The sequence below is a fragment of the Mesorhizobium sp. 113-3-9 genome (assembly GCF_016756515.1).
Classification (GTDB): Bacteria; Pseudomonadota; Alphaproteobacteria; order Rhizobiales; family Rhizobiaceae; genus Mesorhizobium.
In genome coordinates this window covers 6,413,535-6,438,497 of record NZ_AP023246.1, presented here as the reverse complement: position 1 = coordinate 6,438,497, position 24,963 = coordinate 6,413,535, and the positions used below count along the sequence as shown (strand labels likewise).

Annotated in this window: 19 protein-coding genes; 11 read left to right on the top strand and 8 right to left on the bottom strand. The window is 62.0% G+C overall.

Annotated features, from left to right (window positions below):
* The first annotated feature begins 60 nt into the window (after positions 1 to 60).
* The 5 genes from MesoLj_RS31120 (at position 61) to MesoLj_RS31100 (ending at position 8,020) form a co-directional block, all read left to right on the top strand.
* Positions 61 to 2,079 (top strand): hydantoinase/oxoprolinase family protein, encoded by a 2,019-nt coding sequence (locus MesoLj_RS31120; protein ID WP_202323717.1) that lies wholly within the window; start codon positions 61 to 63, stop codon positions 2,077 to 2,079.
* 51 nt (positions 2,080 to 2,130) lie between these two features.
* Positions 2,131 to 4,053, top strand: coding sequence for a hydantoinase B/oxoprolinase family protein (locus MesoLj_RS31115; protein ID WP_202323716.1), 1,923 nt, complete (start codon positions 2,131 to 2,133; stop codon positions 4,051 to 4,053).
* A gap of 45 nt (positions 4,054 to 4,098) precedes the next feature.
* On the top strand, positions 4,099 to 5,397 hold the full coding sequence (locus MesoLj_RS31110) for an aspartate aminotransferase family protein (RefSeq protein WP_202323715.1): 1,299 nt from the start codon (positions 4,099 to 4,101) through the stop codon (positions 5,395 to 5,397).
* A gap of 48 nt (positions 5,398 to 5,445) precedes the next feature.
* Complete coding sequence (locus MesoLj_RS31105) at positions 5,446 to 6,513, top strand: ABC transporter ATP-binding protein (RefSeq protein WP_140775108.1); 1,068 nt, start codon at positions 5,446 to 5,448, stop codon at positions 6,511 to 6,513.
* 124 nt (positions 6,514 to 6,637) lie between these two features.
* Positions 6,638 to 8,020 carry an aminotransferase gene (locus MesoLj_RS31100; RefSeq protein ID WP_202323714.1) on the top strand — a complete coding sequence of 461 codons (1,383 nt, stop codon included), beginning with the start codon at positions 6,638 to 6,640 and terminating at the stop codon, positions 8,018 to 8,020.
* A gap of 381 nt (positions 8,021 to 8,401) precedes the next feature.
* Here MesoLj_RS31100 and MesoLj_RS31095 read toward each other — a convergent pair whose 3' ends face one another.
* From MesoLj_RS31095 to MesoLj_RS31085, 3 genes are read right to left on the bottom strand one after another with little or no spacing between them, the layout of a single operon-like run.
* Positions 8,402 to 9,226: an alpha/beta hydrolase gene (locus MesoLj_RS31095; protein WP_202323713.1), complete on the bottom strand. Its 825-nt coding sequence runs from the start codon at positions 9,224 to 9,226 to the stop codon at positions 8,402 to 8,404.
* 10 nt (positions 9,227 to 9,236) lie between these two features.
* On the bottom strand, positions 9,237 to 10,715 hold the full coding sequence (locus tag MesoLj_RS31090; protein ID WP_202323712.1) for an NAD-dependent succinate-semialdehyde dehydrogenase: 1,479 nt from the start codon (positions 10,713 to 10,715) through the stop codon (positions 9,237 to 9,239).
* 17 nt (positions 10,716 to 10,732) lie between these two features.
* Complete coding sequence (locus tag MesoLj_RS31085; RefSeq protein WP_202323711.1) at positions 10,733 to 11,959, bottom strand: iron-containing alcohol dehydrogenase; 1,227 nt, start codon at positions 11,957 to 11,959, stop codon at positions 10,733 to 10,735.
* 211 nt (positions 11,960 to 12,170) lie between these two features.
* On the opposite strand from MesoLj_RS31085, the gene MesoLj_RS31080 reads away from it, so the two are divergent.
* The 5 genes from MesoLj_RS31080 (at position 12,171) to MesoLj_RS31060 (ending at position 17,135) form a co-directional block, all read left to right on the top strand.
* Positions 12,171 to 12,872: a GntR family transcriptional regulator gene (locus tag MesoLj_RS31080; RefSeq protein WP_140775113.1), complete on the top strand. Its 702-nt coding sequence runs from the start codon at positions 12,171 to 12,173 to the stop codon at positions 12,870 to 12,872.
* An 11-nt stretch (positions 12,873 to 12,883) separates the two neighbouring features.
* Entirely contained in the window at positions 12,884 to 14,479 is a 1,596-nt protein-coding gene (locus MesoLj_RS31075; RefSeq protein ID WP_202323710.1) for a sugar ABC transporter ATP-binding protein, read from the top strand.
* On the top strand, positions 14,467 to 15,465 hold the full coding sequence (locus MesoLj_RS31070; RefSeq protein ID WP_056565103.1) for an ABC transporter permease: 999 nt from the start codon (positions 14,467 to 14,469) through the stop codon (positions 15,463 to 15,465). Before MesoLj_RS31075 ends, MesoLj_RS31070 begins: the two co-directional genes overlap by 13 nt.
* A 56-nt stretch (positions 15,466 to 15,521) precedes the next feature.
* Positions 15,522 to 16,472 (top strand): substrate-binding domain-containing protein, encoded by a 951-nt coding sequence (locus MesoLj_RS31065; protein WP_140775115.1) that lies wholly within the window; start codon positions 15,522 to 15,524, stop codon positions 16,470 to 16,472.
* 69 nt (positions 16,473 to 16,541) lie between these two features.
* Positions 16,542 to 17,135: a DJ-1/PfpI family protein gene (locus MesoLj_RS31060; RefSeq protein ID WP_056565099.1), complete on the top strand. Its 594-nt coding sequence runs from the start codon at positions 16,542 to 16,544 to the stop codon at positions 17,133 to 17,135.
* A gap of 223 nt (positions 17,136 to 17,358) precedes the next feature.
* Here the strand turns inward: MesoLj_RS31060 and MesoLj_RS31055 are convergent, their stop codons facing one another.
* Together MesoLj_RS31055 and MesoLj_RS31050 are read right to left on the bottom strand one after the other, a co-directional pair.
* Positions 17,359 to 17,958, bottom strand: a complete 600-nt coding sequence (locus tag MesoLj_RS31055) for an NADPH-dependent F420 reductase (protein ID WP_202323709.1) — start codon at positions 17,956 to 17,958, stop codon at positions 17,359 to 17,361.
* A gap of 66 nt (positions 17,959 to 18,024) precedes the next feature.
* Positions 18,025 to 18,759: an SDR family NAD(P)-dependent oxidoreductase gene (locus MesoLj_RS31050; protein WP_202323708.1), complete on the bottom strand. Its 735-nt coding sequence runs from the start codon at positions 18,757 to 18,759 to the stop codon at positions 18,025 to 18,027.
* Between the two features lie 290 nt (positions 18,760 to 19,049).
* Here MesoLj_RS31050 and MesoLj_RS31045 point away from each other — a divergent pair, with 290 nt between their 5' ends.
* A complete protein-coding gene (locus MesoLj_RS31045; RefSeq protein WP_202323707.1) occupies positions 19,050 to 19,946 on the top strand; it encodes a LysR family transcriptional regulator in 897 nt (298 codons plus the stop codon).
* A 53-nt stretch (positions 19,947 to 19,999) separates the two neighbouring features.
* On the opposite strand, the gene MesoLj_RS31040 is transcribed toward MesoLj_RS31045, so the two are convergent.
* Genes MesoLj_RS31040 through MesoLj_RS31030 form a run of 3 tightly spaced genes read right to left on the bottom strand, consistent with a single transcriptional unit; the run spans position 20,000 to position 24,963 of the window.
* Positions 20,000 to 20,824 carry an efflux RND transporter periplasmic adaptor subunit gene (locus MesoLj_RS31040; protein WP_202323706.1) on the bottom strand — a complete coding sequence of 275 codons (825 nt, stop codon included), beginning with the start codon at positions 20,822 to 20,824 and terminating at the stop codon, positions 20,000 to 20,002.
* A 4-nt stretch (positions 20,825 to 20,828) separates the two neighbouring features.
* Positions 20,829 to 22,817: a preprotein translocase subunit SecA gene (locus tag MesoLj_RS31035; protein WP_202323705.1), complete on the bottom strand. Its 1,989-nt coding sequence runs from the start codon at positions 22,815 to 22,817 to the stop codon at positions 20,829 to 20,831.
* Positions 22,810 to 24,963 carry a PqqD family peptide modification chaperone gene (locus MesoLj_RS31030; RefSeq protein WP_202323704.1) on the bottom strand — a complete coding sequence of 718 codons (2,154 nt, stop codon included), beginning with the start codon at positions 24,961 to 24,963 and terminating at the stop codon, positions 22,810 to 22,812. The genes MesoLj_RS31035 and MesoLj_RS31030 overlap by 8 nt, the downstream gene beginning before the upstream one ends.

Sequence of the window (24,963 nt, the reverse complement as noted above, 5' to 3'; positions counted from 1 at the left end):
CGATCATCCGCCTCGATAAACAAGCAGTTACCTTTTTCAGGAGCATATCCGGTGACGATTATGTTGGGAATTGACGTCGGCGGGACCTTTACCGACTTCGTTGCGCAGGACGCCGCGACAGGCAAGACGACCGTCTGGAAATCACTGTCGGAATCCGGCGACCCGGTCGCCGGTATCCTGCGGGGCCTGGAACAGTTCGAGGATCGTGGCAGGATCGATGTCGTGCGCCTCGGCACGACCGTTGCGACCAATGCGCTGCTTGAGCGTACTGTTGCGCCAATCGCCTATGTCACCACCGCCGGCTTCAAGGACGTCCTTTTTATTCAGCGCGGTCATCGCCGCTTCCACTATGACCTGAGCTGGAAGAAGCCCCGGCCGCTGGTCAAGCGCCGGAACTGCTACGAGCTCGACGAGCGTATCGACAACAAGGGCAACGTGGTCACGCCACTCGACGACGGGCAGGTTCGCGAACTCGCCAGGAAGCTGGCGAACGACGAAACCATCGCAGCCGTGGCGGTCGTGTTGCTCTTTTCATACGTCAATCCGTCCCATGAACAGCGCGTCAAGGCGATTTTCGCGCAAGAGGCACCGGCGCTGCCGGTTTCCATCTCCTATGATGTGCTTCCGCGCTGGAAGGAATATGAGCGGGCATCAACCACCATCGCCGACGCGGCGCTGAAGCCGATCGTCAGTCGCCAGATGGACAGCGTTCGCGACCGGCTGAAGGAGAACGGCATCGGCAAGTCGGTGTCGGTCATCCGTTCCAACGGTGGCGAGATGACATTGGACGCGGCATCCGAGACCCCCATTCAACTGGCACTTTCCGGTCCCACCGGTGGAGTCGTCGCCGCCAAGCACCTGGCAAATCTGCTTGGATTGCCGTCGCTCGTGACTTTCGACATGGGCGGCACGTCGACGGATTGCGCCACTATCCGCGATGGACAGGAGACCTTCACGACGGAGTTTGAGATCGAGTGGGGAGTGCCGATCCAGATTCCGATGATCGATGTGCGCACGATAGGCGCCGGCGGTGGTTCCATCGCCTGGATCGACAAGGGCGGCATGCTGCGTGTCGGACCGGAAAGTTCGCGATCCTTCCCTGGACCTGCCTGCTATGGCCAGGGTGGCACGGAACCAACAGTCACCGATGCCAACGTTCTGCTTGGACGCATCAATCCCGCGAATTTCCTGGGCGGCAAGATGAAACTCGATCTCGCCGCGGCCATGGATGCCATGGACAAGGTCGCAGCGCCGCTCGGCCTGACGCGCGAGCGGGCCGCCCTCTCGATCGTCCATATCGCCAACAACAACATGCAAGGAGCCCTGCGTAGCGTGCTGATCGAGCGTGGGCTGGACCCGCGCGATTTCACCCTCATGGGCTTTGGCGGCGCCGGTCCGCTGCATATCAGCGAACTCATGGATATGGCGGGCATCCCGCGCGGCCTCGTGCCAAACCATCCTGGCCAGCAGTCGGCCTTCGGCTTCACCTTGACCGATGCCCGCGTGGACCGCCAACGCACGACGCATATGACATCGTTCGACTATGATGCCAAACGCGCGTCCACGGTTCTAAGCCAGTTGATCGAGGAAACGCTCGCGGATCTCTCGCGACAGCAGAAGTCCGATAGCATCGCGGTGCTCTGTTCGTTGGAGATGCGTTACCACGGCCAGAATTACGAATTGGAGCTTCCGATCGATCGGAAGCTCTTCGAGACCAGTCAGGAAGATAGGCTCTGGAACAGTTTCCACGATGCCCACGAAGCCCGCTTCGGCTTCAAGTTTCCGGGCGAAACCGTCGAGATCGTCAATTTCATCGTCACGGCCATCGGACACACGCCAACCCCCCAGCTCCACAAGCTTGTCGTTGGCGATGGTTCGGCGACACCGGTCGCCCGACGCTTGGTGCATTTCGAAGAAGGCGCCATCGAGGTCCCTATCTTCAAGCGCGAGACCCTTCTTGCCGGCGTGAAGATAGCCGGGCCGGCGCTGATCGAAGAGGCCGTTTCGGTCACCGTGATCGGTCCGGGGCACCGGGCGGAAATCGATGCCTATGGCCACATCATCATAGAGAAGAAGTGACGTCTCACCGGCGAGCATCGTGCACGGCAAGAATTTTGCGGAGTCCCTGAAATGAAACTGTCCGACAACGGCTACTATGTCGAGCGATACGTGAAGTGCTGCAATTGCGGACTTCTTATCTACAAGGACGGGCTGACAAGGAAAGCCGGCGGCACAAGCGGCCTGTTCTGTTCCGAGTGGTGCGTCGAGTGGTTCGATCGGCGTGAGAGCGGCACTTCGCCGGCCCCCCTTCCACTCCCAAGGGAGGCCAACGGCGTTTTTGGCACCCGCAACGTCGTCACCATGAACATCCTCGATTCCGCAATGGTCTCCATTTGCAGGGAGATGGGCATTCTCATGATGAAGACGTCCTATTCGACGATCTTCAACGAAGGCCTGGATTTCACCTGCGCGCTTGCCGACCGCAATGGCGATCTGATCGCGGTCGGCGAATTCTGCCCTTCGATGATCGGCGGCATGCCTTTGATCGTGAAAACCATCACCAAGGAAATACCCCTCGACTCCTTCAGCGAGGGTGACGTCGTGATGCACAACGATCCCCATCGCGGTGGCCTGCATCTGCCGGAACACACACTCATCAAGCCATTCTATGTCGATGGGGAACTGCTGGGCTTTGCCGCCTGCATCGGCCATGTCGCCGAAATCGGAGGCACGGTGCCTGGAGCCTTCAACGGCGAGGCGACCGAGATTTTCCACGAGGGGCTTTGTGTTCCCCCGGTAAGGATCAGGGTCAAAGGTGAGGACAATGTCGACGTTTGGAAGATGCTGCTCGCCAACGTCCGGACACCAAAGCACAATTACGGCGACTTTCGCGCGATGATCGGCGCGGTCGATCTCGGTGTCAGCCGCATCACCGAACTGGTCCGGAAATACGGCAAGGACGTCTTCGTCAAGACTTGCCAGGACCTGATGGACTATTCCGAGACTTGCATGCGTGCCGAACTCGCGGCATTCCCCGACGGACATTACACCTTCGAGGATTTCGTCGAGAACGACGGTATCGAGGCGGGCAAAAGACATAAGCTGCATGTCGATGTCTATGTCCAGGGTGACGAAATCGTTGCCGACTTCACTGGGACGGATCCGCAGGCTCGCGGACCGATCAATGCAACGCTTGGCGTTGCCATGGGCGCGACATACAACGCCTTTCTTCACCTGACGGACCCGTCGATCCCCAAGAATTCCGGCGCATTCCGCCCACTTCGTATTGTCGCCAAGCCGGGGACGCTGGCCAACGTGAACTATCCGGCGCCCGAAGTGGCCGGCAATACGGAATTGCATCCCCGTTTCGCGGGCATCGTCTTCGGTGCGATGTCGAAATGTGTTCCGGATCGTGTGATGGCGTCCGAGGCCGGCACCGGCGGCAACTTTGTGTTCGGCGGGCGGCATCCCGACACAGATGACTATTACGTCTGCTACGATGTCATGTTCGGCGGTTGGGGAGGGCGAGCCGACTCCGACGGAAACGACGCTGTCGTCGTGATCAGCGGCAATTGCCGCCTCAACCCCACCGAGGTCTTCGAGACCCGCTACCCCTGGCGCGTTGAGAACTTTGCGATCAGCCAGGATTCCGGTGGCGCCGGCACCCATCGTGGCGGCCTTGGTTTTACCCGCACCCTGGTGGCGACCGCCAAGGAAATCACCGTCAGTCAATGCACCGACCACCACGAAGTTGCGCCATGGTCGCTGTTCGGCGGCCAAAAGGGTGGCCTCGGTTCGACGTTCATTCAAAAAAACGGGAGCCAGGAATGGCAGACCGTGTCGCAAGCCTACAACAAGGTCTCGACCAGCAAGTTCGCCAACATCCGCGTTCTAGACGGGGATCGCATCAAGATCACCGTTCCGGGCGGTGGTGGCTATGGCGATCCTTCAGCCCGCAGCAGGGAGCAGGTCAAAGAAGACCTGCTGGAAGGGTTCATCTCTGAAAAAATCGCCCGTGAAGTCTACGGGTTCTCCGAAGAGGCCGACGCATAAGGCGCGCGCCCTGATCACCAACCATTATTGAGAATTGAGACCACCATGCAAAGCTACCAGATTCCCGGGCCAAAAGGCACGGCCGTCCTCGACCTCCAGGAGCAGTTCCTTTCGCCTTCGATCAGCACCCCGATGCCGCTCATCTGGGAAAGCGCGAAGGACTGTATCGTCACCGATGTCGACGGCAATCGGTATATCGATTTCACCTCTGGCGTGCTGGTCACCAATACCGGCCATTGCCATCCGCGGGTCGTCAAGGCTGTTCAGGACCAGGCAGCGATCCTCTTGAACTGCTACGACTCCGCCCACCCCCTGCGATCAAAATTCGTCGAGAAGCTGGCCTCCCTGATGCCTGAAGACCTCAAGCGCGTCCTGGTCCTCAGCAGTGGCTCCGAGGCCATCGACGCAGCCCTCAAGATCGCACGCGTGTCGACCGGAAGGCAGGAAGTCATTGCGTTCGACAACGCCTTCCATGGACGCACGTTTGGCGGCATGTCGGTTGGCGGCATGGTGGGCTCGAAGGCTGGTTTCGGGCCGCTTGTTCCAGGCATCCTGCGCGCGTCGTTCCCCGATTACTACCGTATGGAAGGCACAGAAGAAGAAATCGATGCGCGTTGCCTGGCCAACCTCGAAACTGTGCTCAAGACCCAGTCGACCGGCAGCGTCGCGGCGCTCATCACAGAGGCCTACCAGGGCGGCGCCGGCTCGATCATCCCCTCGAAGCGCTTCGTGCACGGCCTGCGCGACTTCTGCAAACGGCACGATATTCTTTTGATCTTCGACGAGGTCCAGGCAAGCTTCGGGCGTACTGGCAGGATGTTCGCATTCGAGAACTACGAGATCGTTCCGGATGTCGTCGTCCTCGGCAAGGGTATCGCCAGCGGTCTGCCAACCGCCGCGGTCGTCGCGCGCCGCTCCGTCATGGACGGATTGAAGCGCGGCTCGCTCAGCAGCACCTACGGCGCCAATCCGCTGTCCTGCGCGGCCGGTATCGCCTCGATCGAGGTCATTCAGCAGGAGAATCTCGCCCACCGCGCCGAGGTCGTCGGCAAGAAGATGGTCAAGCGCCTGAACGAGATGAAGGAACGCCACCGCTTCGTCGGCGACGTCCGTGGCATGGGCCTCGCCCTCGCGTTGGAATTCGTCAAGGACAAGCAGACAAAGGAGCCCGATCCGGAGTTCACCCAGCAGTTCGTTCGCGAACTGCTCCAGGCCGGTTTGTCCGCGATGGCGCCAATCGGCCGCTTCGGCAACGTCGTTCGGATCGCGCCCCCTTTGACGATCACGGACGAGCTGGCCGATGAGGGTCTCGACATCATCGAAGGCGTTCTTCAGCGGCACTAACGGTCCTTGGTCCCCTCGCGTGAGGGCTCCAATTTGCAGGAGCAAGAAATGAGTTCTCTACGAATCGATGGCGTCAAGAAGAGCTTCGGCAATGTGACCGTCCTGCATAAGGTCTCGCTCGATATATCGGACGGCGAATTCGTCGTCCTTGTCGGACCGTCGGGCTGTGGAAAATCGACGCTGTTGCGCATGATCGCCGGATTGGAAGATCTGAGCGAAGGGCAGATCCGGATCGGCGACCGGGTGATCAACGATCTTCCTCCGAAGAGCCGGAACATCGCCATGGTGTTCCAGAACTATGCGCTCTACCCGCACAAGACAGTGAGGGAGAACATGGAGTTCTCCCTCAAGATCAAGAAGATGCCCGCCGGCGAAATCGCGTCACGCGTTGCGCGGGCCGCCGAGATCCTTGGCTTGCAGGAACTGCTGGAACGGACCCCTAAACAACTGTCGGGCGGTCAGCGCCAACGCGTCGCGATGGGGCGGGCCATTGTGCGGGACCCGGCGGTCTTTTTATTCGATGAACCGCTGTCGAATCTGGACGCGCAATTGCGCGTCGCGATGCGCACGGAAATCAAGGAACTCCATCAGCGGCTTCGAACCACAACCGTTTACGTGACGCACGACCAGATTGAGGCCATGACAATGGCTGACAGGATCGTGGTCATGCGGCAAGGCGTTATCGAGCAGATCGGAGCGCCGCTTGAACTCTACGATCGGCCCCAGAATCTCTTTGTTGCTTCCTTTATCGGTTCCCCGGGAATGAATTTCCTCAAGGGCAAGGTCAGCCATGACGAGCCGGCCAGTTTCATTGCGCAGGACGGCACTCGATTGCCTCTTTCGCCTTCGGCCGGAAGTATGAGCCGGGCGCCGGCCATCTATAGCGTCCGCCCGGAACATCTCGCTTTCGATCCAAGCGGAAAACTGTCGCTCGAAGTTGTCGTGGTGGAGCCGACGGGTTCGGAAACGCAGATCATTGGAAAACTGGCGGGCCAGAATGTGATTTGCGCGACACGCGAACGTTTGACCGTGGGTCCTGGGTCGATACTGCCGATCAGCATTTCTCTCCAGAACGTCCATCTCTTTGACGAGGCGACAGGCGAAAGGCTGAACTGAGCCGCTCCACTTTCAACGCCTGGAGCGCCGAAGCTCCAGGTAGCGCGGAGCTTTGCCGACCGGCCTCCGGCTTTCCGAACCGGGCGAGCCGCGAAGCCAGATCCGCCAGAGGCAAGAGTTTATGATGAATGACCGCAGCAATCACAGTGTAGCCGAGCGCGACACGCTTTATCATATCCATTCCCAAACCAGCCCCATCGTCCTCGAACGGCAAGGGCCGATGATCTTTACGCATGGGGAGGGCGCCCATGTCTTCGAGGAGGGTGGCAGAAGGTTGATAGACGCCATGGCGGGCTTGTGGTGTGCCTCGCTGGGTTTCGCCAACCAAAGGCTCGGAGACGCGGCCGCGAACCAGTACAAGAAGATGGGCTTCTATCACACTTTCAATCAGAAGACGCCCGCGATAAGCGTCGATCTTGCTGAGCAGCTCGTCAAGATGTCGCCCTTCGAAGATGGGCGGGCCTATTTCGCGACGTCGGGATCGGAAGCCATCGAAACGATGGTAAAGCTTGCCTGGCTTTACCACGCCCAGAATGGGAACCCGTCGCGGAGAAAGATCATCTCGCGCCAGCGTGCGTTCCACGGCTCAACCGTCGTTGGCGCATCCCTGACGGGATTGCCGCGCCTGCATCGGGAGTTTGGGCTGCCCTTGCCAGGCTTTCTCCACACCGGCTGCCCGGACTTTTATCGCGAGGGGCGACAGGGCGAAACCGAAGGGCAATTTGTCGCCAGGCTTGTCGAAGACCTGCGGGAGATGATCGAAACGGAAGGGCCGGAGACGATTGCGGCATTCATCGCCGAGCCGATAAACGCCGGCGGTGGCGTCGTGGTGCCGCCGGCGGGGTATTTCCCCGCTATCCAGGCAGTGCTCGACCGATACGGAATTCTCTGCCTCGACGACGAGATCGTTTGTGGTTTCGGCCGCACAGGCAACATGTTCGGGCTGGAGACCGTTGGGATGAAACCCGACATGATGGCTTTGGCGAAAGGCATCACGTCATCGCACTTCCCCCTGTCGGCGGTGATTGTGTCCCGGCGGATCTATGAGAGCGTGCGCGAATTCAACCGCGACGGCAGCGTCTTTGGCCACGGCTTCACCAATTGCGGCCACCCGGTGGGGGCGGCGGTCGCGCTCGAAACATTGGCGATCTACAGGGAAATGGGCGTTGTCGAGCATGTGAGGGAGCGCGGGAAACTCCTCAAGGGTCGGCTGCAAACCATCGGCGCGAATTCCCCGATTGTCGGCCAGGTGCGCGGCGAAGGCCTCATGCTCGCGGTTGAGATGGTCAAGAACAAAGAGACGCGTCAACGATTCGATCCAGAACTCAAGGTCGGGGCGGAATTCGATCGCAAGGCGCTTGCCAACGGTCTCGTCATTCGCCCGATAGACGATATCATCGCGTTTTGTCCTCCTTTCATCATCGGCGACGACGATATCAACGAGATAGCCTGCCTCTTTGAGCGGACCTTGTTGGAGGTCGAAGACTACGTCGGCGTTGTACGCTAGATCCGGCGGGTGAGGGGGGCCTGAAAAACCTCCAAGTCGAGGAGGAGGCACCATCGGTCGTGCCATATGGAGCGGACCGGTCACTCGGGCCAACCGGCGTCCTCACGCGCACGCTGCTGCGCCAGGGAGTTGACGCGGCGGATCTGATCCTGGCGATGCTCGAAGACCTTTGGGTTGGAAGCAAGATGGATCGGAAGGACGCTGCGGAACATACCGCCCGCCGCCGTCTATGGCATTGCTCGGAAACCCAGCCGGACTAGAGCAATTCCAGGAAAAGTGTGAACGGTATTCCCGGGACAAGCGCGTAGCGCTTGCCCTTGGGAATTGCGTCAAAACAAAGAGTTAGAGCGGTTCGCCGTTTCCGTGAAACGGTGAAATGCTCTAGTCGCGCGTCGCTTCGATAATTTCTAGTAAGCAATCGCCAGCTTGCGTGCTGCTGATGCCCAGATCCCGCACGCTGTTCATATGGTTCCGATCTTTCAGGGACAGGTTGCGGACACCGGGCCCGTGCGCGCGCAATCGCGTTGCGAAATCCGCCGCCTGCTTTTGGAATGGCGGCGTTTCTTGGGCACCTACCAAGATCGTCACGGCGGTATCAGGATCGTGTTGCCGCGTCATTGGCGTGAAGGCTAAAGCCTCCTCGTCGGTGATGCCGATTAGTGGCTTGAGGAAAGACGTCTGCAGCGGCTTCAGGTCGTAGAGGCCACTCAGCAGCAGCACTGCGCGGATGTGTGACGGCGCCGGCGTCTTTTCGAACAGGAATGTCGCCAGATGCGCCCCGGCGGAATGGCCGCTGAGGCTTATCCGGCCTGGGTCGCCGCCATGGCTGGCGATGTTGTCCAGCACCCATTGCTTGGCGCGCCGGACCTGATCGACGATAGCCGCCATCCTGACCTCGGGCATCAGCGCATAATCGACGATCACCGCGATCGCGCCAGCCTTGGTCACGGTATCCGCGACATAGGAATAGTCGGCTTTGGAGAACATGCGCCAATAGCCGCCATGGATGAAGATATGAACCGGAAGATTGCTGCCCCGGCCGGGCGGAAAAAACAGGTCGAGCTTCTCGGCAGGGTGCTCGCCATAGGCGAGATCGCCCGCCATGGCCAGCGTCGCCCGGGTCGCGGCGCTGCGCGCGACGATATCGGCCACGATGTCATCAAAATCGGCAACGTGGTCGCGGGTGCGGAAGGGGTCTTTCTGCATGGGAGCCCGATCAGAAGGTGACGGCGATGTATTTCGCCTCCATGAATTCAGCGATGCCGTGATGCTGACCGCCTTCACGGCCAAGGCCGCTTTGCTTGACGCCGCCGAAAGGCGCCGCTGGATCGGACATCAGCCCGCGGTTGAGCCCTATCATGCCGGCCTCGATACCCGACGCCACACGCATTCCACGTCCCACATCGCGCGTATAGATATAGGCGGCAAGGCCATATTCCGTGTCATTGGCATATGCGATGGCCTGCGCCTCGGTTTCGAACATGGTGATGGGCGCCACCGGCCCGAAGATCTCCTCATGCGCCATTTCGGCTTCGGGCGATACCGCCGACAGTACGGTCGGCGGATAGAAAAAGCCTTCGCTGTCCAAAATCGAGCCGCCGCAAAGCACCTTGGCTCCCCGCTCCACCGCGTCCTTGACGAGACGGTCGATCTTGTCCACGGCCTTTTTTGTGATCATCGGGCCGCACTCGGTATCGGCATTGGTGCCCGCCCCCACTTTGAGCGCCGCCATGCGTTTGGAAAGCCCGTCAGCGAACCGTTGGTGGATGCCTGACTGGACATAGATGCGGTTGGCGGCGGTGCATGCTTCGCCGGCATTGCGCATCTTGGCGATCATTGCACCGTCGAGCGCCGCATCAAGATCAGCATCGTCGAACACGACGAAGGGCGCATTGCCGCCGAGTTCCATCGAACAGGAGATGACATGCTTGGCGGCCTCGCCGAGCAAGGTTCGGCCGACCCCGGTGGAGCCGGTGAAGGAGAGCTTCCTGACACGCGGATCGGCCAGCATGGCCGATGTCAGCGGACCAGGACTGGTCGTGGTGAGGACGTTGACGACGCCGGCCGGCACCCCGGCCTCACTGTAGAGCGCGGCCAAAGCGTAGGCCGTCAGTGGCGTTTCGCTGGCGGGTTTCAGGATGACCGTACAACCTGCCGCCAGTGCCGGCGCAATCTTGCGGGTGGCCATCGCGGCGGGAAAGTTCCAGGGCGTGATCAGCACGCAGATCCCGATCGGCTCATAGTCGACCACGATCCGGTTGGTGCCGGAGGGTGCGGTGCCGAATTCGCCGGTGATCCGGACCGCTTCTTCGGCGTTCCACCGAAAGAACTCGGCCGCATACGCCACCTCGCCACGCGCGTCCCGCAACGCCTTGCCGTTCTCCAGCGAGATCAGCATGGCGAGCGTTTCAGACCGTTCGACCATGAGTTCGAAACAGCGCCGAAGGATTTCCGAGCGTTTGCGCGGCGCTGTCTCTCGCCATCCCTTGGCGGCCCTGGCCGCGGCCTCGACGGCCGTTGTGGCATCCTCGAGCGTTGCATCGGGAACCGCCGCGATCACGGCCCCGGAGGACGGATCGACCACATCGATGAGCCGGCCATCGGAAGAGGGGCGCCACGTGCCGTCGATGTAAAGCCCGTGCGAAAACCGGCGCACGTCATAGCCATCCTGGTCGATTTGCTGGGCAAGGTTCATCGTCTTGTTCCGTTCGTTCAATTGGCGCAGGCCGCGAGGTCGCCGTCGTGAGCTGCCTGAACCAGGCGTCGCATGGTGGCGAGATCGAATGGGCGCGGATTGTTCTTGATGAGGCGGTCGATGCCGAGCGCCTGCTCGGCGGTCCAGTCCAGTTTATCAGCGGGTAGGCCAAGATCCGCCAGCGTCGAGGTGATGCCGATCGCCGCGAACAGCCGCCTGATCTCCTCTATGGCAGCGCCGGCCTGCTCATCTTCACTGCGCCCGTCCGCGGAGAGCCCGAGCGCGCGGCCGATCTCGGCCATTTCAGCGGCGGCCACACGCCTGTTATAGGTCATGACGTAGGGCATCATGGTTGCCACACCCAGGCCGTGCGCGGTGTGCGTGAGCGCCCCGGCGGGATATTGCACGGCATGCGCCGCCGCCGTTCCGGCGGTGCCGAATGCACACCCTGCCGCCAACGCGCCCATCATCACATCGGCACGCGCATCGGCATCGGTCCCGTCCGTGCAGGCTTTCTGCAGACTGCGCCCCAGCAGCTTTATGGCCAGCAGCGCGAAATGATCGGTCAACGCCGTCTTGCCGATGAACACGTGCTTTTGCGGCAGGTCCGGGTCCTCGCCGCGCCGCATGGCGGTGAAGGCCTCGATTGCGTGTGTCAATGCGTCGGCGCCGGCGATCGCTGTCAGCCCGGGCGGACAGGTCATTGTCAGGTCGGGATCGCACAAGGCAACCGCGGCGATCAGATACGGGCTCGATATGCCGACCTTGAGCGTCCGGTCGGGATCGGAGATCACCGCGACCGGCGTCACTTCGGAGCCGGTGCCCGCTGTGGTGGGCACGGCGATCATTGGCAGCGTGGGACCGGGCACCTTGAACTCCCCATAATAGTCCTGGAGTTTGCCGCCATGGCTGAGCAGCAAGGTGGTGCATTTGGCAAAGTCGAGGCAGCTGCCACCGCCGATGCCGATCACCATCTCAGGCCGGAACGCTTTCGCCTCGTCGACGCAGATGCTGACGGTGTCACGCGGCACATCGGGTAGGACGCGGTCGTGCACCAGCACTTCGATCGAGGCGGCCTGGAGCGATTTGACCACCTCCGCGAACACCTCGGTGCCGGCGAAACGCTCATCGGTGCAGATCAGCGCGCGCCGCCCGAACCTGGCGGCGACTGTCGGCAGCGCGTGGCGCTGGCCTTTCCCGAAAAGGATTTCACGCGGAAGCCGGAGGGCGGCGAAGAGGCTCATGATGATCTTTTGTCCTTTGACGGCGGCTCAACTGGGAACTGGGGAAGGCTATCGCGACATGTCCGCCACCTGTCGGCGAAGGCTGTTGGACGCGCTGCGGCGACACTCAGGTGACGGTTAAAAAACATATCCGCTTTAAAATCGTATAGGATATAGGATTGCATCGGTCGGAGCATCGTGTTAGCAGTCCTCACTGTCAAGAGGCAAAAAGATGCAGACCGCGAACTTAACCGACACGACTGAAACGACCGCTGGCGGCGGTCGCATCCAGCGTTCCAACAGCTTGGTCGAGGATGTCTACGAAGCGATTTTCGCGCAGCTTATGGCGCTGAAGATCGCGCCGGGTTCACGCATCACCGTCGATAGCCTGGTCAAGGAATTCAACGTCTCGCACACGCCGATCCGGGAGGCGCTCGGCCGCCTCGAGGGTGAAGGCCTGGTGCTCAAGACGCATCTCATTGGTTACCGAGCGGCACCCCAGATTACCCGTCGCCGTTTCGATGAATTGTACGAGATGCGCCTTCTGCTTGAACCGCATGCCGCGGCGAAAGCCGCCGCTGCCATGGACGAAGCGAAGCTCAACACTTTGCTGGAAGCGGCCGGCGTGATGTCACGGCGCGAAGGCAAGGACGATCGCCTGCGCTATTCGAATTTCGCCCGGCAGGACGCGATCTTCCACGACAAGATCATGGAGTTTTCCGAAAACGAACTCATTCGGGAGACGTTGAGCCACCAGCACACCCACTTCCACATCTTCCGCCTGATGTACCATTCCCGCGTGACCGAGGAAGCGCTCGACGAACACGAGGCGATTCTCGCCGCATTCGGTCGCGCCGACCCGGACGCCGCCCAAGAGGCTATGCGCGTCCATATCGAGCATTCCCGCGATCGCTTGCTTCCGGCATTCGATTGAGGCTGGAACCGATGTCCATTGCCGCCAATATCGCAGGGGAGGGAGGAAGCACGCTGCACTCTGGTGAAATGCCGGGCGCCGTCGAGCCGGTGCTGCGCGCCGGGCACCTGTCGAAACAATACGGCCCGGTGACAGTGCTCGCGGACGTCACGCTCGACGTCCTGCCCGGTGAGATCCACGCCATCATCGGCGAAAACGGGGCCGGCAAGTCGACATTGATGAGGCTGCTGTCCGGCTATGTCGAGCCAAGCAGCGGCACCTTGTCGATGAACGGCCACCCGGTGAAATTCACCAAACCCAGCCAGGCCCAGGATGCCGGCATTGCGCTGGTGCATCAGGAGATCCTGCTCGCCGAGGCGTTGACGGTGGCGGACAATCTGTTTCTCGGGCGTGAGCTTTCGCGCGGCCCGGTCGTGGATGACCGTACCATGCGGCGGCTGGCGGCCGAGAAGCTGGCGCAGATCGGCTGTTTCGTATCGCCGACCGCGTTGGTGCGCGACATCTCGCTGGCCGACCGGCAGATGGTGCAGATCGCCCGCGCGCTGCTCGACGACTACAAGGTGGTGATCTTCGACGAACCGACCGCCGTGCTGACCGGCGGTGAGGTCGAACGGCTGCTGGAGATCGTTCTGCAGTTGAAGGCCCACGGCACCGCCGTGCTCTATATCAGCCACCGGTTGGACGAGGTGCAAAGGGTCGCCGACAAGGTGACCGTGCTGCGCGACGGCAAGATGGTGGGCACCTATCCCGGCAAGACGCTGAACCAGATGGACATGGCGCGCCTCATGGTCGGGCGTGAACTGGCCGCGCTCTACCCCGAAAAGATCGGGGCATCATCCGATGTCCCGATGCTGAGTGTCAGGAACGCCACCGTTCCCGGCTATGCCGAGGATGTATCGTTCACGGTCCGCAAGGGCGAGATACTCGGCTTTGCCGGGATGGTCGGCGCCGGCCGCACCGAGCTGTTCGAGGGTATCGTCGGCCTGCGCCCGGCAACCGCGACGGTCGAGCTCGAGGGCAAGCCGGTCCACTTCCAGTCGCAGCGCGCCGCGATCGACGCCGGCATCGGCTACCTGACCGAGGACCGCAAGGGCAAGGGATTGCTGCTGCAGGAGCGCCTGGCACCCAATCTGACACTCTCCGCGCTCGGCGTCTTCCATCCCGGCCTTTCGATAGGCCGCCGACGCGAGACGGAGGCCTTGGAAAAGGCCGTCGAGACCTATGACATCAGGGTGAAAAGCCCGGCCGCAAAGGCGGCCCAACTCTCGGGCGGCAACCAGCAGAAACTGCTTCTGGCCAAGATCCTTTTGACCAACCCGTCGGTGGTCATCATCGATGAGCCGACGCGCGGCATCGATATCGCCAACAAGGCGCAGATCTACGCCTTCATCCACGGCCTGGTCGCCAAGGGGAAGGCCTGCATCGTCATCTCCTCGGAGATGCAGGAGCTGATCGGCATCTGCGATCGCATCCTGGTGATGCGTGAGGGGCATGTCACCGGAGAAGTCAGCGGCGCCGAAATGACTGAAAGCAATGTGGCGCTGCTGGCAACCAGCGGCCCGAAGCCGGGGCCAAAGGCCAAGGGAGAAACAGAATGGCTGTCATGACCGGATCCCCGACGACGCGCCGGATCAGCGATTTGAATCTCACCTGGACCGACGTCGGACCCTTCCTGGCATTGGCTGCCCTGCTCGTGGCAGGCTTTCTTATCAATCCGGACTTTCTCTCGGCCACCAACCTTGCCAACGTGATCACCCGCAGCGCCTTCATCGCGATCATCGCGGTCGGTGCGACGTTCGTCATCTCGTCGGGAGGGCTTGATCTTTCCGTCGGCTCGATGGCTGCTTTCGTCACCGGCATCACCATCATGTTCATGAACGCGATGGCACCGCATGCCGGCCTCTGGGCCATTCCCGCCGGAATGGTCGTTGCGATCCTGGTCGGGTTGCTGTGTGGGCTCGCCAACGGGCTGATCGTCACGGTCGGCCGGATCGAGCCGTTCATCGCGACGCTTGGCACGATGGGAATTTTCCGGGCGCTGATCACCTATCTGACTGACGGCGGCACGATCCCGATCGACCGGTCGCTGCGCGACGCCTACCGACCTGTCTATTTCGGTACGGTCGCCGGTATTCCGATCCCGATCCTGATATCCATCGCGGTTGCGGCCGTCGCATCCTTCATCCTCTACAAGATGAAATACGGACGCAAATGCGCGGCTGTAGGCGCCAATGAGGATGTCGCGCGCTATTCCGGCATCTCGGTCATCAAGACCCGCACCATCGCCTACATCGTCCAGGGTGCGTGCGTGGCGATCGCCGCGATCTGCTACGTGCCGCGCCTTGGCGCTGCCACGCCGACCACCGGGCAGCTCTGGGAGTTGCAGGTGATCACCGCCGTGGTGATCGGCGGCACCGCATTGCGCGGCGGCAAGGGCCACGTGTGGGGAACAGTCGCAGGCGCGGTCATCCTGGAACTGATCGCCAACCTGATGGTGCTGTCGGACTTTGTTTCCGAGTACCTCGTGGCCGCCGTTCAGGGCGTCATCATCATCATCGCCATGCTCATCCAGCGGTTTTCCAATTCGAAATAGCCTCGTGTCCGGACCACGCGGGAGCCAGGGTTTTGTAGGTCCAATGGGAGAAGAGAATGTTGAGTAGAAAATGGATCGCGGCGGCCGCTCTTGGCTCGCTGCTGCTGGCCGGCCAGGCCATGGCACAGGACAAGAAGGTCGTCGCGGTGTCGATACCGGCGGCCGACCATGGCTGGACCGCGGGCGTCGTCTATCATGCCCAGCAGGCCGCCAAGGAAATCAACGCGGCATTCCCGGGCGTGGAAGTGGTCGTCAAGACGTCGCCATCGGCCGCCGAGCAGGTCAGCGCGCTCGAGGATCTGTCCGCCAGCCGCAAACTGGATGCCTTGGTCATCCTGCCATACAGTTCGGAAGAACTGACCCAGCCGGTCAAGGCCATCAAGGGCGCGGGGACCTTCATCACGGTCGTCGACCGGGGGCTGACCGATTCCTCGATTCAGGACCTCTATCTCGCCGGCGACAACATCGCGGTGGGCTCCAATACCGCGAAGTTCATGATCGACAAGCTGGGTGGCAAGGGCGATCTTGTGGTGCTGCGCGGCATTCCGACGGTCATCGATGACGAGCGCATCAAGGGCTTCCAAGACACGATCAAGGGCACCGGACTGAAGGTGCTGGACATCCAGTACGCGCATTGGAACAGCGACGAGGCCTTCAAGCTGATGCAGGACTACCTGGCCAAGTATCCGCATATCGATGCGGTCTGGGCCAATGACGACGACATGCTGCTTGGCGTGCTCGAGGCCGTGAAGCAATCGGGCCGGACCGATATCAAGCTGGCCCTCGGTGGCAACGGCATGAAGGACATCGTCAAGAAGGTGATCGACGGCGACGCGATGACGCCGGTCGAGACCCCATACCCGCCGTCGATGATCAAGACGGCGATCTACATGACCGTTGCCAATCTGATCGGCCAGGCACCTGTCCGCGGCACCGTCAAGCTCGATGCGCCGCTGATCACCCAGGCCAATGCCAAGGAATACTATTTCCCTGACTCGCCATTCTGATCCGATCCGATTCCCAGAAAGGCAAGGCGCGATCTGCGCCTTGCCGAGCCAAAACCGAGAGGAAGAGCCATGCCAGGCAAAAAGATACTGATGCTGACCGGTGAGTTCACCGAAGAATACGAAATCTTCGTCTATCAGCAGGCGATGGAAGCCGTGGGTCATACGGTCCACGTCGTGTGCCCGGACAAGAACGCTGGAGACGTGATCAAGACCTCGCTGCACGATTTCGAGGGCGACCAGACCTATACCGAAAAGCTCGGCCACTACGCGTTGATAAACAAGACGTTTTCCGACGCTGAGAAGCAGCTCGACCAGTACCACGCGGTCTATTGCGCGGGCGGTCGTGGCCCCGAGTACATCCGCACCGACAAGCGCGTTCAGGCGATCGTGCGTCATTTCCACGAAGCCCAAAAGCCGATCTTCACGATCTGCCATGGCGTTCAGATTCTCATTGCAGTCGATGGCGTCGTGCGCGGCAAGAAGGTTGGCGCATTGGGGGCCTGCGAGCCGGAAGTCACACTCGCCGGCGGCACCTACATCGACCTGTCTCCGACGGAGGCCTATGTCGACGGGACGATGGTTTCAGCCAAAGGCTGGACGGCCTTGGCAGCCTTCATTCGGGAATGCCTGAAAGTGCTCGGCACGGAAATCCGGCACAACTAAAGATAGTCTGAGCAGGAAGTACTTGGAGCGGTTCACCATCCTGGTTTGAGCTTGCACCGCTCCAAGTGCACAAAGCTCTGGTCGAGACGCTACATACACTCGATCCTGATGGCTCCGCACGGTACCTTCGCGACTTTGTGGCCTGCAAATATTCGGTCGCGCGCTGCTCGAAGAAGTTAGCGCGCGACCAGTCCTCGGCGTCGGTCACACGGTCGTGGATCGATTACTGTTCCTTCTTGAACAAATCCTGGAAGATGAGCTGACCCCAAGTGCGGCCGCGTGCGTGCACCAGCGCGCCACCCTCGTTGAGCTTTCCCAGCTTGACGGGTGCGAACCCGAGCTGTCTGGCCAAATCCGCCACGGGAGCGGTCGCGTCCTCATCGTCGCTCGACAGAAAGACGACCCGGTGGCCGCCCTCGACGACAGGATCGGTGGCCAGGGTGGCTGCAATCAAGTGATTGAAGCCTTTCACGAACTTGGCGCCAGCGAACGACTTCGCAACGAAGGCGGAGGACGGGAGGCCGTCCAGTTCCTCAAGGGGAACCAACGCGTTCATCGCATCGATGACCGTCTTGCCTTTCCAACTCGGCAGGGCTTTCGCAACCTCGCGATGTTCCCCGAACGGGACCGCCAGGATGATTGTGTCGGCCTCGAGCGCATCCCGCAGCGACTTGGCGACGACCGTGGGTCCAATCGCCCGGGCTTGCGGCGCCAACGCCTCGGGCGGCCGGCGGCTCGCGACGGTCACGTCGATGTTCCTACGGGCGAAGGCGTGGGCGAGGGCTTGGCCTATCTTACCGAATCCTACAATCGCATAGCTCATAATATTTCTCCGATCTGTGTTGGTATTGATTCCCTGGCCTTCAACGGCGCTGGGTCCGGCGCGATTTCAGATGGCCGAGAAGCCGCCGTCGACAGACAACTCCACCCCATTCACGAAGCTCGAATCGTCTGAAGCAAGAAACAGCGCGACCGCCGCAATTTCCTCGGGGCGCCCCATCTTTCCCCGCGGGATCAGGGATTCGAACATCCGCCTCGCCTCCTCGGTGAGAACTTGGTCCTGCATCGGTGTGGCGATCGGCCCCGGGCTCAGCACGTTCACGCGGATATTCCTGCCCTTCAGTTCGTTGAGCCAAGTGCGTGCGAATGAGCGCAGCGCCGCCTTGCTCGCCGAATAAACGCCGTAACCAGGAAAACCTTTCACCGAAGCAACTGACCCGGTCATGAAGATAGATCCGCCATCGTTGAGCAGCGGCAACGCCTTCTGAACCGTAAACAGCGTCCCGCGCGCATTCAGGTTGAAGGCCGCATCGAAGTGCTGCTCGGTAATCTCGCCCAGTGGGACGGCTTCGCCCGTGCCGGCGCTCGCATACAGGACGTCGATCTTGCCCTTTTCCCGCTTGACCGTATCGAACAGGCGGTCAAGGTCGTCGAGATTGGCCGCGTCGCCGCGCACGCCGGTCACGTTCCGGCCGATCAGCTTGACGGCCTCGTCCAGCGCCTCCTGTCTCCGGCCCGTGATGAAAACATAGGCACCTTCTTCAACGAACCGCTTGGCGCTCGCCAGCGCCATGCCGCTCGATCCACCCGTGACGACTGCAACCTTACCCTCGAGCTTTCCCATGACTTTCTCCTTCAGGCTCCGCCTTTGACATTCGGGGAGGTCCCCGAGAGCCTCGAAATAGGTCTGCCGGCTTCATGCGTTGAGTGCGGAAACGCGCATATCGGTGGTGCGAAATCGATCCGGCTGAACGACCCCAAGCCAGCCGCGACGATGGGCGTCGGCTGTTCGGAATTGGGGCCTCTTTGTCCGCATTGGGCTACGATGACCATCGTTCTGCCCACAGACGAGATACGGTTCGATATGTTAGATTTGGGCTTTGGAAGGCGCACCGCGCGGTGCGAGATTGCACCATGATCGACTGGGATGACGTTCGCTACTTTCTTGCCGTCGCGCGCGGCGGCTCGGTGCGGTCCGCCGCCGAGCGCCTCGGTGTGAACCACTCGACCGTGCTGCGACGCATCGCCCAACTCGAGGAACGCCTCGGGGCGCACATGTTCGAGAAGCTGCCTTCGGGCTACCGCCTGACGGCTGCGGGGGAGGAGGTCCTCGAACTCGCTGCCCAGATGGAAGCGTCGTCGCACCAACTGGAGACGCGCGTCTTTGGCCGCGACCAGAGCGTGCGCGGGCTTCTGCGGGTGACGCTGGCACCGCCCCTCGCGACACACCTGCTCATGCCGGACTTCGCCGATTTCGCGCGTCTGCATCCGGACATCGAGATGGAAATCCTGTCGTCCGGCGAGCTGGCGAACCTGACCAACCGAGACGCCGACGTGGCGATCCGTGTCGTCTACGACCGCAAGACCCTGCCGCTCAATCTTCACGGCCTGAAGGGACCGGAGCTGTTCGGCGGTATCTACATATCCCGCGATCGACTAGCCGCGTGGCGTGCGGGCGCGCCTGATCCCATCCGGTGGATCGTCATAAGCATTCATGGAATTCCGGACTGGGCCCGCGAGGGTGAGGTTCGCACCGCCGAGGTTCCGTTCAGGGTCACGGATGCCGAGGCGCAGGTCGTCGCGGTGCGGCAGGGGCTCGGGATGACGACGCTGCCGTGCTTCGTCGGAGATGCCGACCCGCTGCTGGTGAGGGTGCCGGGCACCAACCTGCACATGTACGGAACGCTCTGGCTTCTTACACAGGGGGAGACACGCAAGACGAAGCGCGTGCGGCTCTTCACCGAGTTTGTATCCGGCAGGCTCGCCGCGTACGCGCCGCTTCTGGCGGGGCTGTCCATATCGCGCGACTGATGCGCCGCGCGCAGATCGGCGGGTCCGTTCTGCTTTTCTCCATCAAACAGCGATCAGGGCGAGACGGTTGCCTGCGACTGCACGTCAAAATCGACCTGGCATCTCTGGCCTGCCGGAATTTGGTCATCGGGATTGGGTAGTTCCAATCGAACCCCGAACGTACCGCTGGCGGCGTCGAAAACCTTGTCCACCACGGTGACCGCTGCTCCACGCCTTTGCTGGTCAGGCTGGTTGAGGATGATCGAGCCGTGAGTGCCGACGATGATCTTGCCCCACAGATCGACGGGAACATAGGCCTCGATAAACAGGGGATCGATCTGCACGATCGTCATGATAGGGCTGTCCTGGCGGACGAATTCACCGGCGCGCAGGCTCTGTTCGGCGACAAATCCCTTGATCGGGCTGCGGATGCTTTGCCGATCAAGCAGTGCCTGCTGGCGCTGAAGCTCGATCTGCGCGAGCAGCATCTTGCGCTTCTCGGTGTCGAGGTCGCGCTTGGCGATCTCGACATTGGCTTCCAGCTCCTCGACCTTCGAGGTGGCGACGGATCCTGAGTTCACCAGCTTCTTCGAGCGCGACAGATCTGCTTCGGCCAGCGTCAGCCGTGTCTGCTGCGCCTGCACGGCCTCGTCGGCCTCCGCCTGCGCCTTGGCAAGCGCGACATTGGCCTCCTCCACCGTCGATTCCAGCTTCGCCACCACGTCGCCAGGCAACACGAGGGCGCCGCGACCGACAGCGACGGACGCCAATAGACCGGTGACCGGAGTACCGATCTGGACGCGCTGCGCCGGCTCGGCGACGCAGTCGAACGTCATGGCTCTGACGGCGGTGGCGGCAACGGAAAGAAGGGCGGCTGCAACGGCGACGATTGGCTTCATTGGTTCACTCTGGACGGCCGGAGAAGGCGAGGGTGCGGCTTTGTTTTTCATCGGAAGCCAACAGGTCCTTGCGCATGCCCGCGTGCACACGTTCGGCACGGCGCTGGGCGTGGCGCAGCAACCAGCGCGACGGCCTTTCGCCGAGGATCGGAGCAGCTGCCCGGGCGAGGTTCTTGAACGCTCGGCTGGCTGCAAACTCGACAAGGGGATCGTCAAGCGACAGGATCGCCTGGAAGCAACCCGGCTGGCCTTGCCTGCCGCTGCGACCGGCGAGCTGGTCATCGATGCGGCGCGCCTCGTGGCGCTCCATCATGATGACGTGCAATCCGCCGAGTTCCTCAACGCCTTCGGCCAGATGGATATCGGTGCCGCGCCCCGCCATGCTGGTGGCGACGGTGATGCGGCCGAGTTCACCGGCCTGCGCGACGATGGCGGCTTCCGCGCTGTCCTGCGCGGCGTTGAGAACAAGGTGAGGAAGCCCGGCATTGGCAAGATGCTCGCTGGCGATCATCGAGCAAGCCACGGAGCCTGTGCCGATCAGAACCGGCACGCCACGTGCGTGCAGCTCGGCGATGCGGTCGACCGCGAGCCCCCATTTGGCCTCTTCGTCGGGCAGTACCCGATCGATCAGGTTCTTGCGCCGCCTCGGCCGGTGCGTCGGGATCGCCACCACCGGTAGCCGATAGACATTCCAGAATTCACGGGCGACCTGACGTGCCGTTCCTGTCATGCCGGAAAGATGTGCATAGCGGCGGAAGAAGCGCTGATACGTCATGCGGGCTATGGTGGTGCGCCGCGCCGAGGGCTTGCAGCCCTCCTTGACCTCGATCATTTGGTGCAGCCCGTCGGTCCAGGCGCGGTCAGGCATCAGGCGACCCGTGTGCTGGTCGATGATCTGCACCTTGCCGTCACGGACGAGATACTCCTCGGCGCGATGAAAAAGATGCAGCGCCGACAGTGCCTGGCGTGCGAATTCCTCACGGACGATGACACCGCGCCATTCCTTGCCATGGGCCTCGGCGAACTCGGCGACACGTTCGCGCCCGGCATCGGTCAACACCACTCGCTTCTGTTCGGTCAAAAGCAGATAGTCGGTGCCCGCTTCCAGCGTGGCGGCGAGTTCCAACGCCTCCAGCGCCGCCTCCGCCGAAATTTCGCCCTTCGCTTCGCCCGAAATGACCAGCGGCGTTCGAGCTTCATCGACCAGCACGCTGTCGGCCTCGTCGACAATTGCAAAATGCAGGCCGCGCAGGCGCAACTTCTTCGAGCGCGGTGTCTCGTCCTGCAGGCCCTCGAGCTTCAACCGCAGGTTCCCGTCGCGTTGGCCGAGCACGATGCGGTCGCGCAGGTAATCGAATGCCAGTTCCTTGTTGGTGCAATAGGTGATGTCGGCACGATAAGCCGCCTGCCGTTCCTGCATCGATTGGCCGCTGACGACGACGCCGACGGACAGGCCGAGCGCATCGTAGATCGGCTGGGTGAGCTCGGCGTCACGCTTGGCGAGGTAATCGTTCACAGTCACGACATGAACCGGCATGCCGGCGAGCGCCGCCGTGCCGGCAGCCAACGCCGCCGTCAGCGTCTTGCCTTCGCCGGTGGCCATCTCGGCGAGGTAGCCGCGGATCATCGCATATGCGCCGATCATCTGGACGGGGTAGTGGCGCCTGCCGCTCAAACGCGCCGACAGTTCGCGGATGATTGCAAAACATTCGGCGACGGTTTCTTCCGGAAAGCCGCGCCTGCGCCTGAGCGACACCGACACATGCCGCGCTCGCAGGCGAAGCGCTTCGTCCGACAACGCCCGCATCTCGCCGTCGAACGCATCTGCCTTGGGCACGATATCGGCGAGCCGGCGGGCACGGCGCCCGGAGCCCGCGACGACGCCATAGGCAAGGACACGCGAGGCGAATTCATCGAGTGGCGCCCGCTTGGCATCTTCCCGTTCGGCATAGAGGATCGGCAGCGGCGGCCTGATCAGAGCGGCGTCAGACATTGAAGCGGCTCAGGAAGGTTTGGCGCACGGTGCGCACCCAGCGCCAGATCAGCGGCTCCCTGCCGTGGTCGAAGCGAACGAAGACGCGGCTGCCCAGAAGCAGATGCTCGCCTGCCCGCTGGGGGGCTATGTCGAAAACGAACAATCCTTCCAGCGCACGCGGCTTGCCGCTGGCGTCGTTTCCGGACCGCATGGCGACCGTTCCACCGCCTTCCACGGAAAGCGCCAGGCTTGGCAGATCGAACTGGGCTGCCGGAACTTCCCGGCTGATACGGGCCGGCACCGGCCTTCCGGACTCGCCCGCGTACCGGACCTCGACGCCGTCAGTGCGCGCGCGCACCAGATCGACCTCGCTTTGCGGCACGATCACGCGCAACTGCGGCGTGGCGGTCGAGACGACATAACCGACCAGGTCGCCCTGGTTGAGGAACCGGCCGGGCAGATTGGCCGCCTTTGGCAGGATGAATCGTCCCGCGTCATGGGCGCTCACCACCAGTCCGTCACGCCGCTGTTTTACCGAGGCGAGCACGCCCTCCATGTTTTTTATCTGCTCGAGCAGGACGTCCGCCTCGACGCGGTCGGAAAACCGCACCGCCTCGTAACGCAGTTGCAACTCGTGCCGCTGCGCCTCGATCAGCGCGACGCGGCCGCTGATGCCTGGATCTTCCAGCCGCAGCAGCGGGGTTCCGGCCGAAACCATCGTGTCCGGCGCGGTGAGAATTTCGGTGACGATACCGGCGGTGTCGGCCCGCACTTCGGCGCGGTCCGGTATCCAGACCACACCTTGCGCCACCGTGCCGTATGGCATGGGCACGAACAGTACGAGCGTGACAAGCCCGGCAACAGCGGTTCCGCTCAATGCGATGGCGCGACCGCGCTGGCCTTGCAGGCGTGGCGTCGTCATCAGGAATTTCAGGCCCTTGAAGATCGGCATCACCACGGTGCCGAAAACCGTGAACAGGGCGAGCAGGACGCCGATGAAGAACAGCTTGGTGGCGACCAGCAATGCGATGGTGAGGCTGAGCATTATGCGGTAGCAAAAGGACAGCACGGCGTAGCCGAACAGCCACTTGCGTTCACCCGGCGCCGAGGCCGGATTGTCGATATTCGTGATCCCCAGAAGGTAATGCTGGACGAGGTACCAGAAGTAACGATTGGCGCGGGTGCCGAGATTGGGAACCTCGATCAGATCGGCGAAAATGTAGTAGCCATCGAAGCGCAGCAGCGGGTTGCCGTTGAAGAACAGCGTCGAGATGCCGCCGATGACCATGACGTTGAAGGCGGCGGCTCGGGCAAGGCCAGGCTCCGCGTTGACCCAGAAGATCATGGCGGCGGCGGCCAGTGCGAATTCGACCATGATGCCTGCGCTGCTGACAACCACGCGGCGCCATTTCTCGCGGAAGGCGGTCGATGCGGTTGCATCGACATAGGGCGCCGGAACGAAGATGAGCAGCATCAGCCCGACTTCGTGCACCGCGCCGCCCCACGCCTTGGTGGCGTAGGCGTGGCCCGCTTCGTGGAACGTCTTGACCAGCGGGTAGATGGCGATGATCAAGGCGACATTGCCGGCGCTGAGCAGGCGATCCGATGCATCGGAGCTCAGTTCGGACCAATGAAGCACCGCCAGCGCAATGCCGGTTCCGACCAGCGCCAGCCATGCGATCAGGCCATAAATTGTGAACAGTGGCCGAACCAGCGGCATGGTGAGATCGAGCCACCGGTCCGGATCGAACAGCGGCATGCGCAGCGCCATCGGGTTGCGCAGCTTGTTGATCACCTCGTTGCGCGCCTGCTTGGCGGAGCGATCGGTCAGTTCCTGGAAATCGGGCGGCAGTTCGCCCTGCAAAAGGTCTGAGGCGTGCAGTTCGGCAAGCAGGTGGATGGCCTCATCCTGCGTCGGCGGGTCGTCGCCGGCGCGTCGCCCGACGAGATCCCATATCTCGTGCAAGGTGCGCCTGCCGTCCATGAGCGAGATCATCAGATTGGCCGACGCCGACAGCCGGTGGAAGCGTCCGGTCTGGTGATCCTGCAAGACGTACCAGATCTCGCCGCGGAATTTCTGCCGGTGAATCTGGGCATGCCTGCGTAGCCTGACCTTCAGCTCGGCGACGCGATACCAGGACGGGCTGAACAGCGATTTGGCCAC

What these genes read in the sequence shown, in the direction of transcription:
- MesoLj_RS31035 (WP_202323705.1), bottom strand. Translation starts at nt 22,817, where the DNA reads ATGTCTGACGCCGCTCTGATCAGGCCGCCGCTGCCGATCCTCTATGCC.
- MesoLj_RS31060 (WP_056565099.1), top strand. Translation starts at nt 16,542, where the DNA reads ATGCCAGGCAAAAAGATACTGATGCTGACCGGTGAGTTCACCGAAGAA.
- MesoLj_RS31100 (WP_202323714.1), top strand. Translation starts at nt 6,638, where the DNA reads ATGAATGACCGCAGCAATCACAGTGTAGCCGAGCGCGACACGCTTTAT.
- MesoLj_RS31095 (WP_202323713.1), bottom strand. Translation starts at nt 9,226, where the DNA reads ATGCAGAAAGACCCCTTCCGCACCCGCGACCACGTTGCCGATTTTGAT.
- MesoLj_RS31055 (WP_202323709.1), bottom strand. Translation starts at nt 17,958, where the DNA reads ATGAGCTATGCGATTGTAGGATTCGGTAAGATAGGCCAAGCCCTCGCC.
- MesoLj_RS31085 (WP_202323711.1), bottom strand. Translation starts at nt 11,959, where the DNA reads ATGAGCCTCTTCGCCGCCCTCCGGCTTCCGCGTGAAATCCTTTTCGGG.
- MesoLj_RS31120 (WP_202323717.1), top strand. Translation starts at nt 61, where the DNA reads ATGTTGGGAATTGACGTCGGCGGGACCTTTACCGACTTCGTTGCGCAG.
- MesoLj_RS31115 (WP_202323716.1), top strand. Translation starts at nt 2,131, where the DNA reads ATGAAACTGTCCGACAACGGCTACTATGTCGAGCGATACGTGAAGTGC.
- MesoLj_RS31065 (WP_140775115.1), top strand. Translation starts at nt 15,522, where the DNA reads ATGTTGAGTAGAAAATGGATCGCGGCGGCCGCTCTTGGCTCGCTGCTG.
- MesoLj_RS31105 (WP_140775108.1), top strand. Translation starts at nt 5,446, where the DNA reads ATGAGTTCTCTACGAATCGATGGCGTCAAGAAGAGCTTCGGCAATGTG.
- MesoLj_RS31080 (WP_140775113.1), top strand. Translation starts at nt 12,171, where the DNA reads ATGCAGACCGCGAACTTAACCGACACGACTGAAACGACCGCTGGCGGC.
- MesoLj_RS31050 (WP_202323708.1), bottom strand. Translation starts at nt 18,759, where the DNA reads ATGGGAAAGCTCGAGGGTAAGGTTGCAGTCGTCACGGGTGGATCGAGC.
- MesoLj_RS31090 (WP_202323712.1), bottom strand. Translation starts at nt 10,715, where the DNA reads ATGAACCTTGCCCAGCAAATCGACCAGGATGGCTATGACGTGCGCCGG.
- MesoLj_RS31040 (WP_202323706.1), bottom strand. Translation starts at nt 20,824, where the DNA reads ATGAAGCCAATCGTCGCCGTTGCAGCCGCCCTTCTTTCCGTTGCCGCC.
- MesoLj_RS31110 (WP_202323715.1), top strand. Translation starts at nt 4,099, where the DNA reads ATGCAAAGCTACCAGATTCCCGGGCCAAAAGGCACGGCCGTCCTCGAC.
- MesoLj_RS31070 (WP_056565103.1), top strand. Translation starts at nt 14,467, where the DNA reads ATGGCTGTCATGACCGGATCCCCGACGACGCGCCGGATCAGCGATTTG.
- MesoLj_RS31075 (WP_202323710.1), top strand. Translation starts at nt 12,884, where the DNA reads ATGTCCATTGCCGCCAATATCGCAGGGGAGGGAGGAAGCACGCTGCAC.
- MesoLj_RS31045 (WP_202323707.1), top strand. Translation starts at nt 19,050, where the DNA reads ATGATCGACTGGGATGACGTTCGCTACTTTCTTGCCGTCGCGCGCGGC.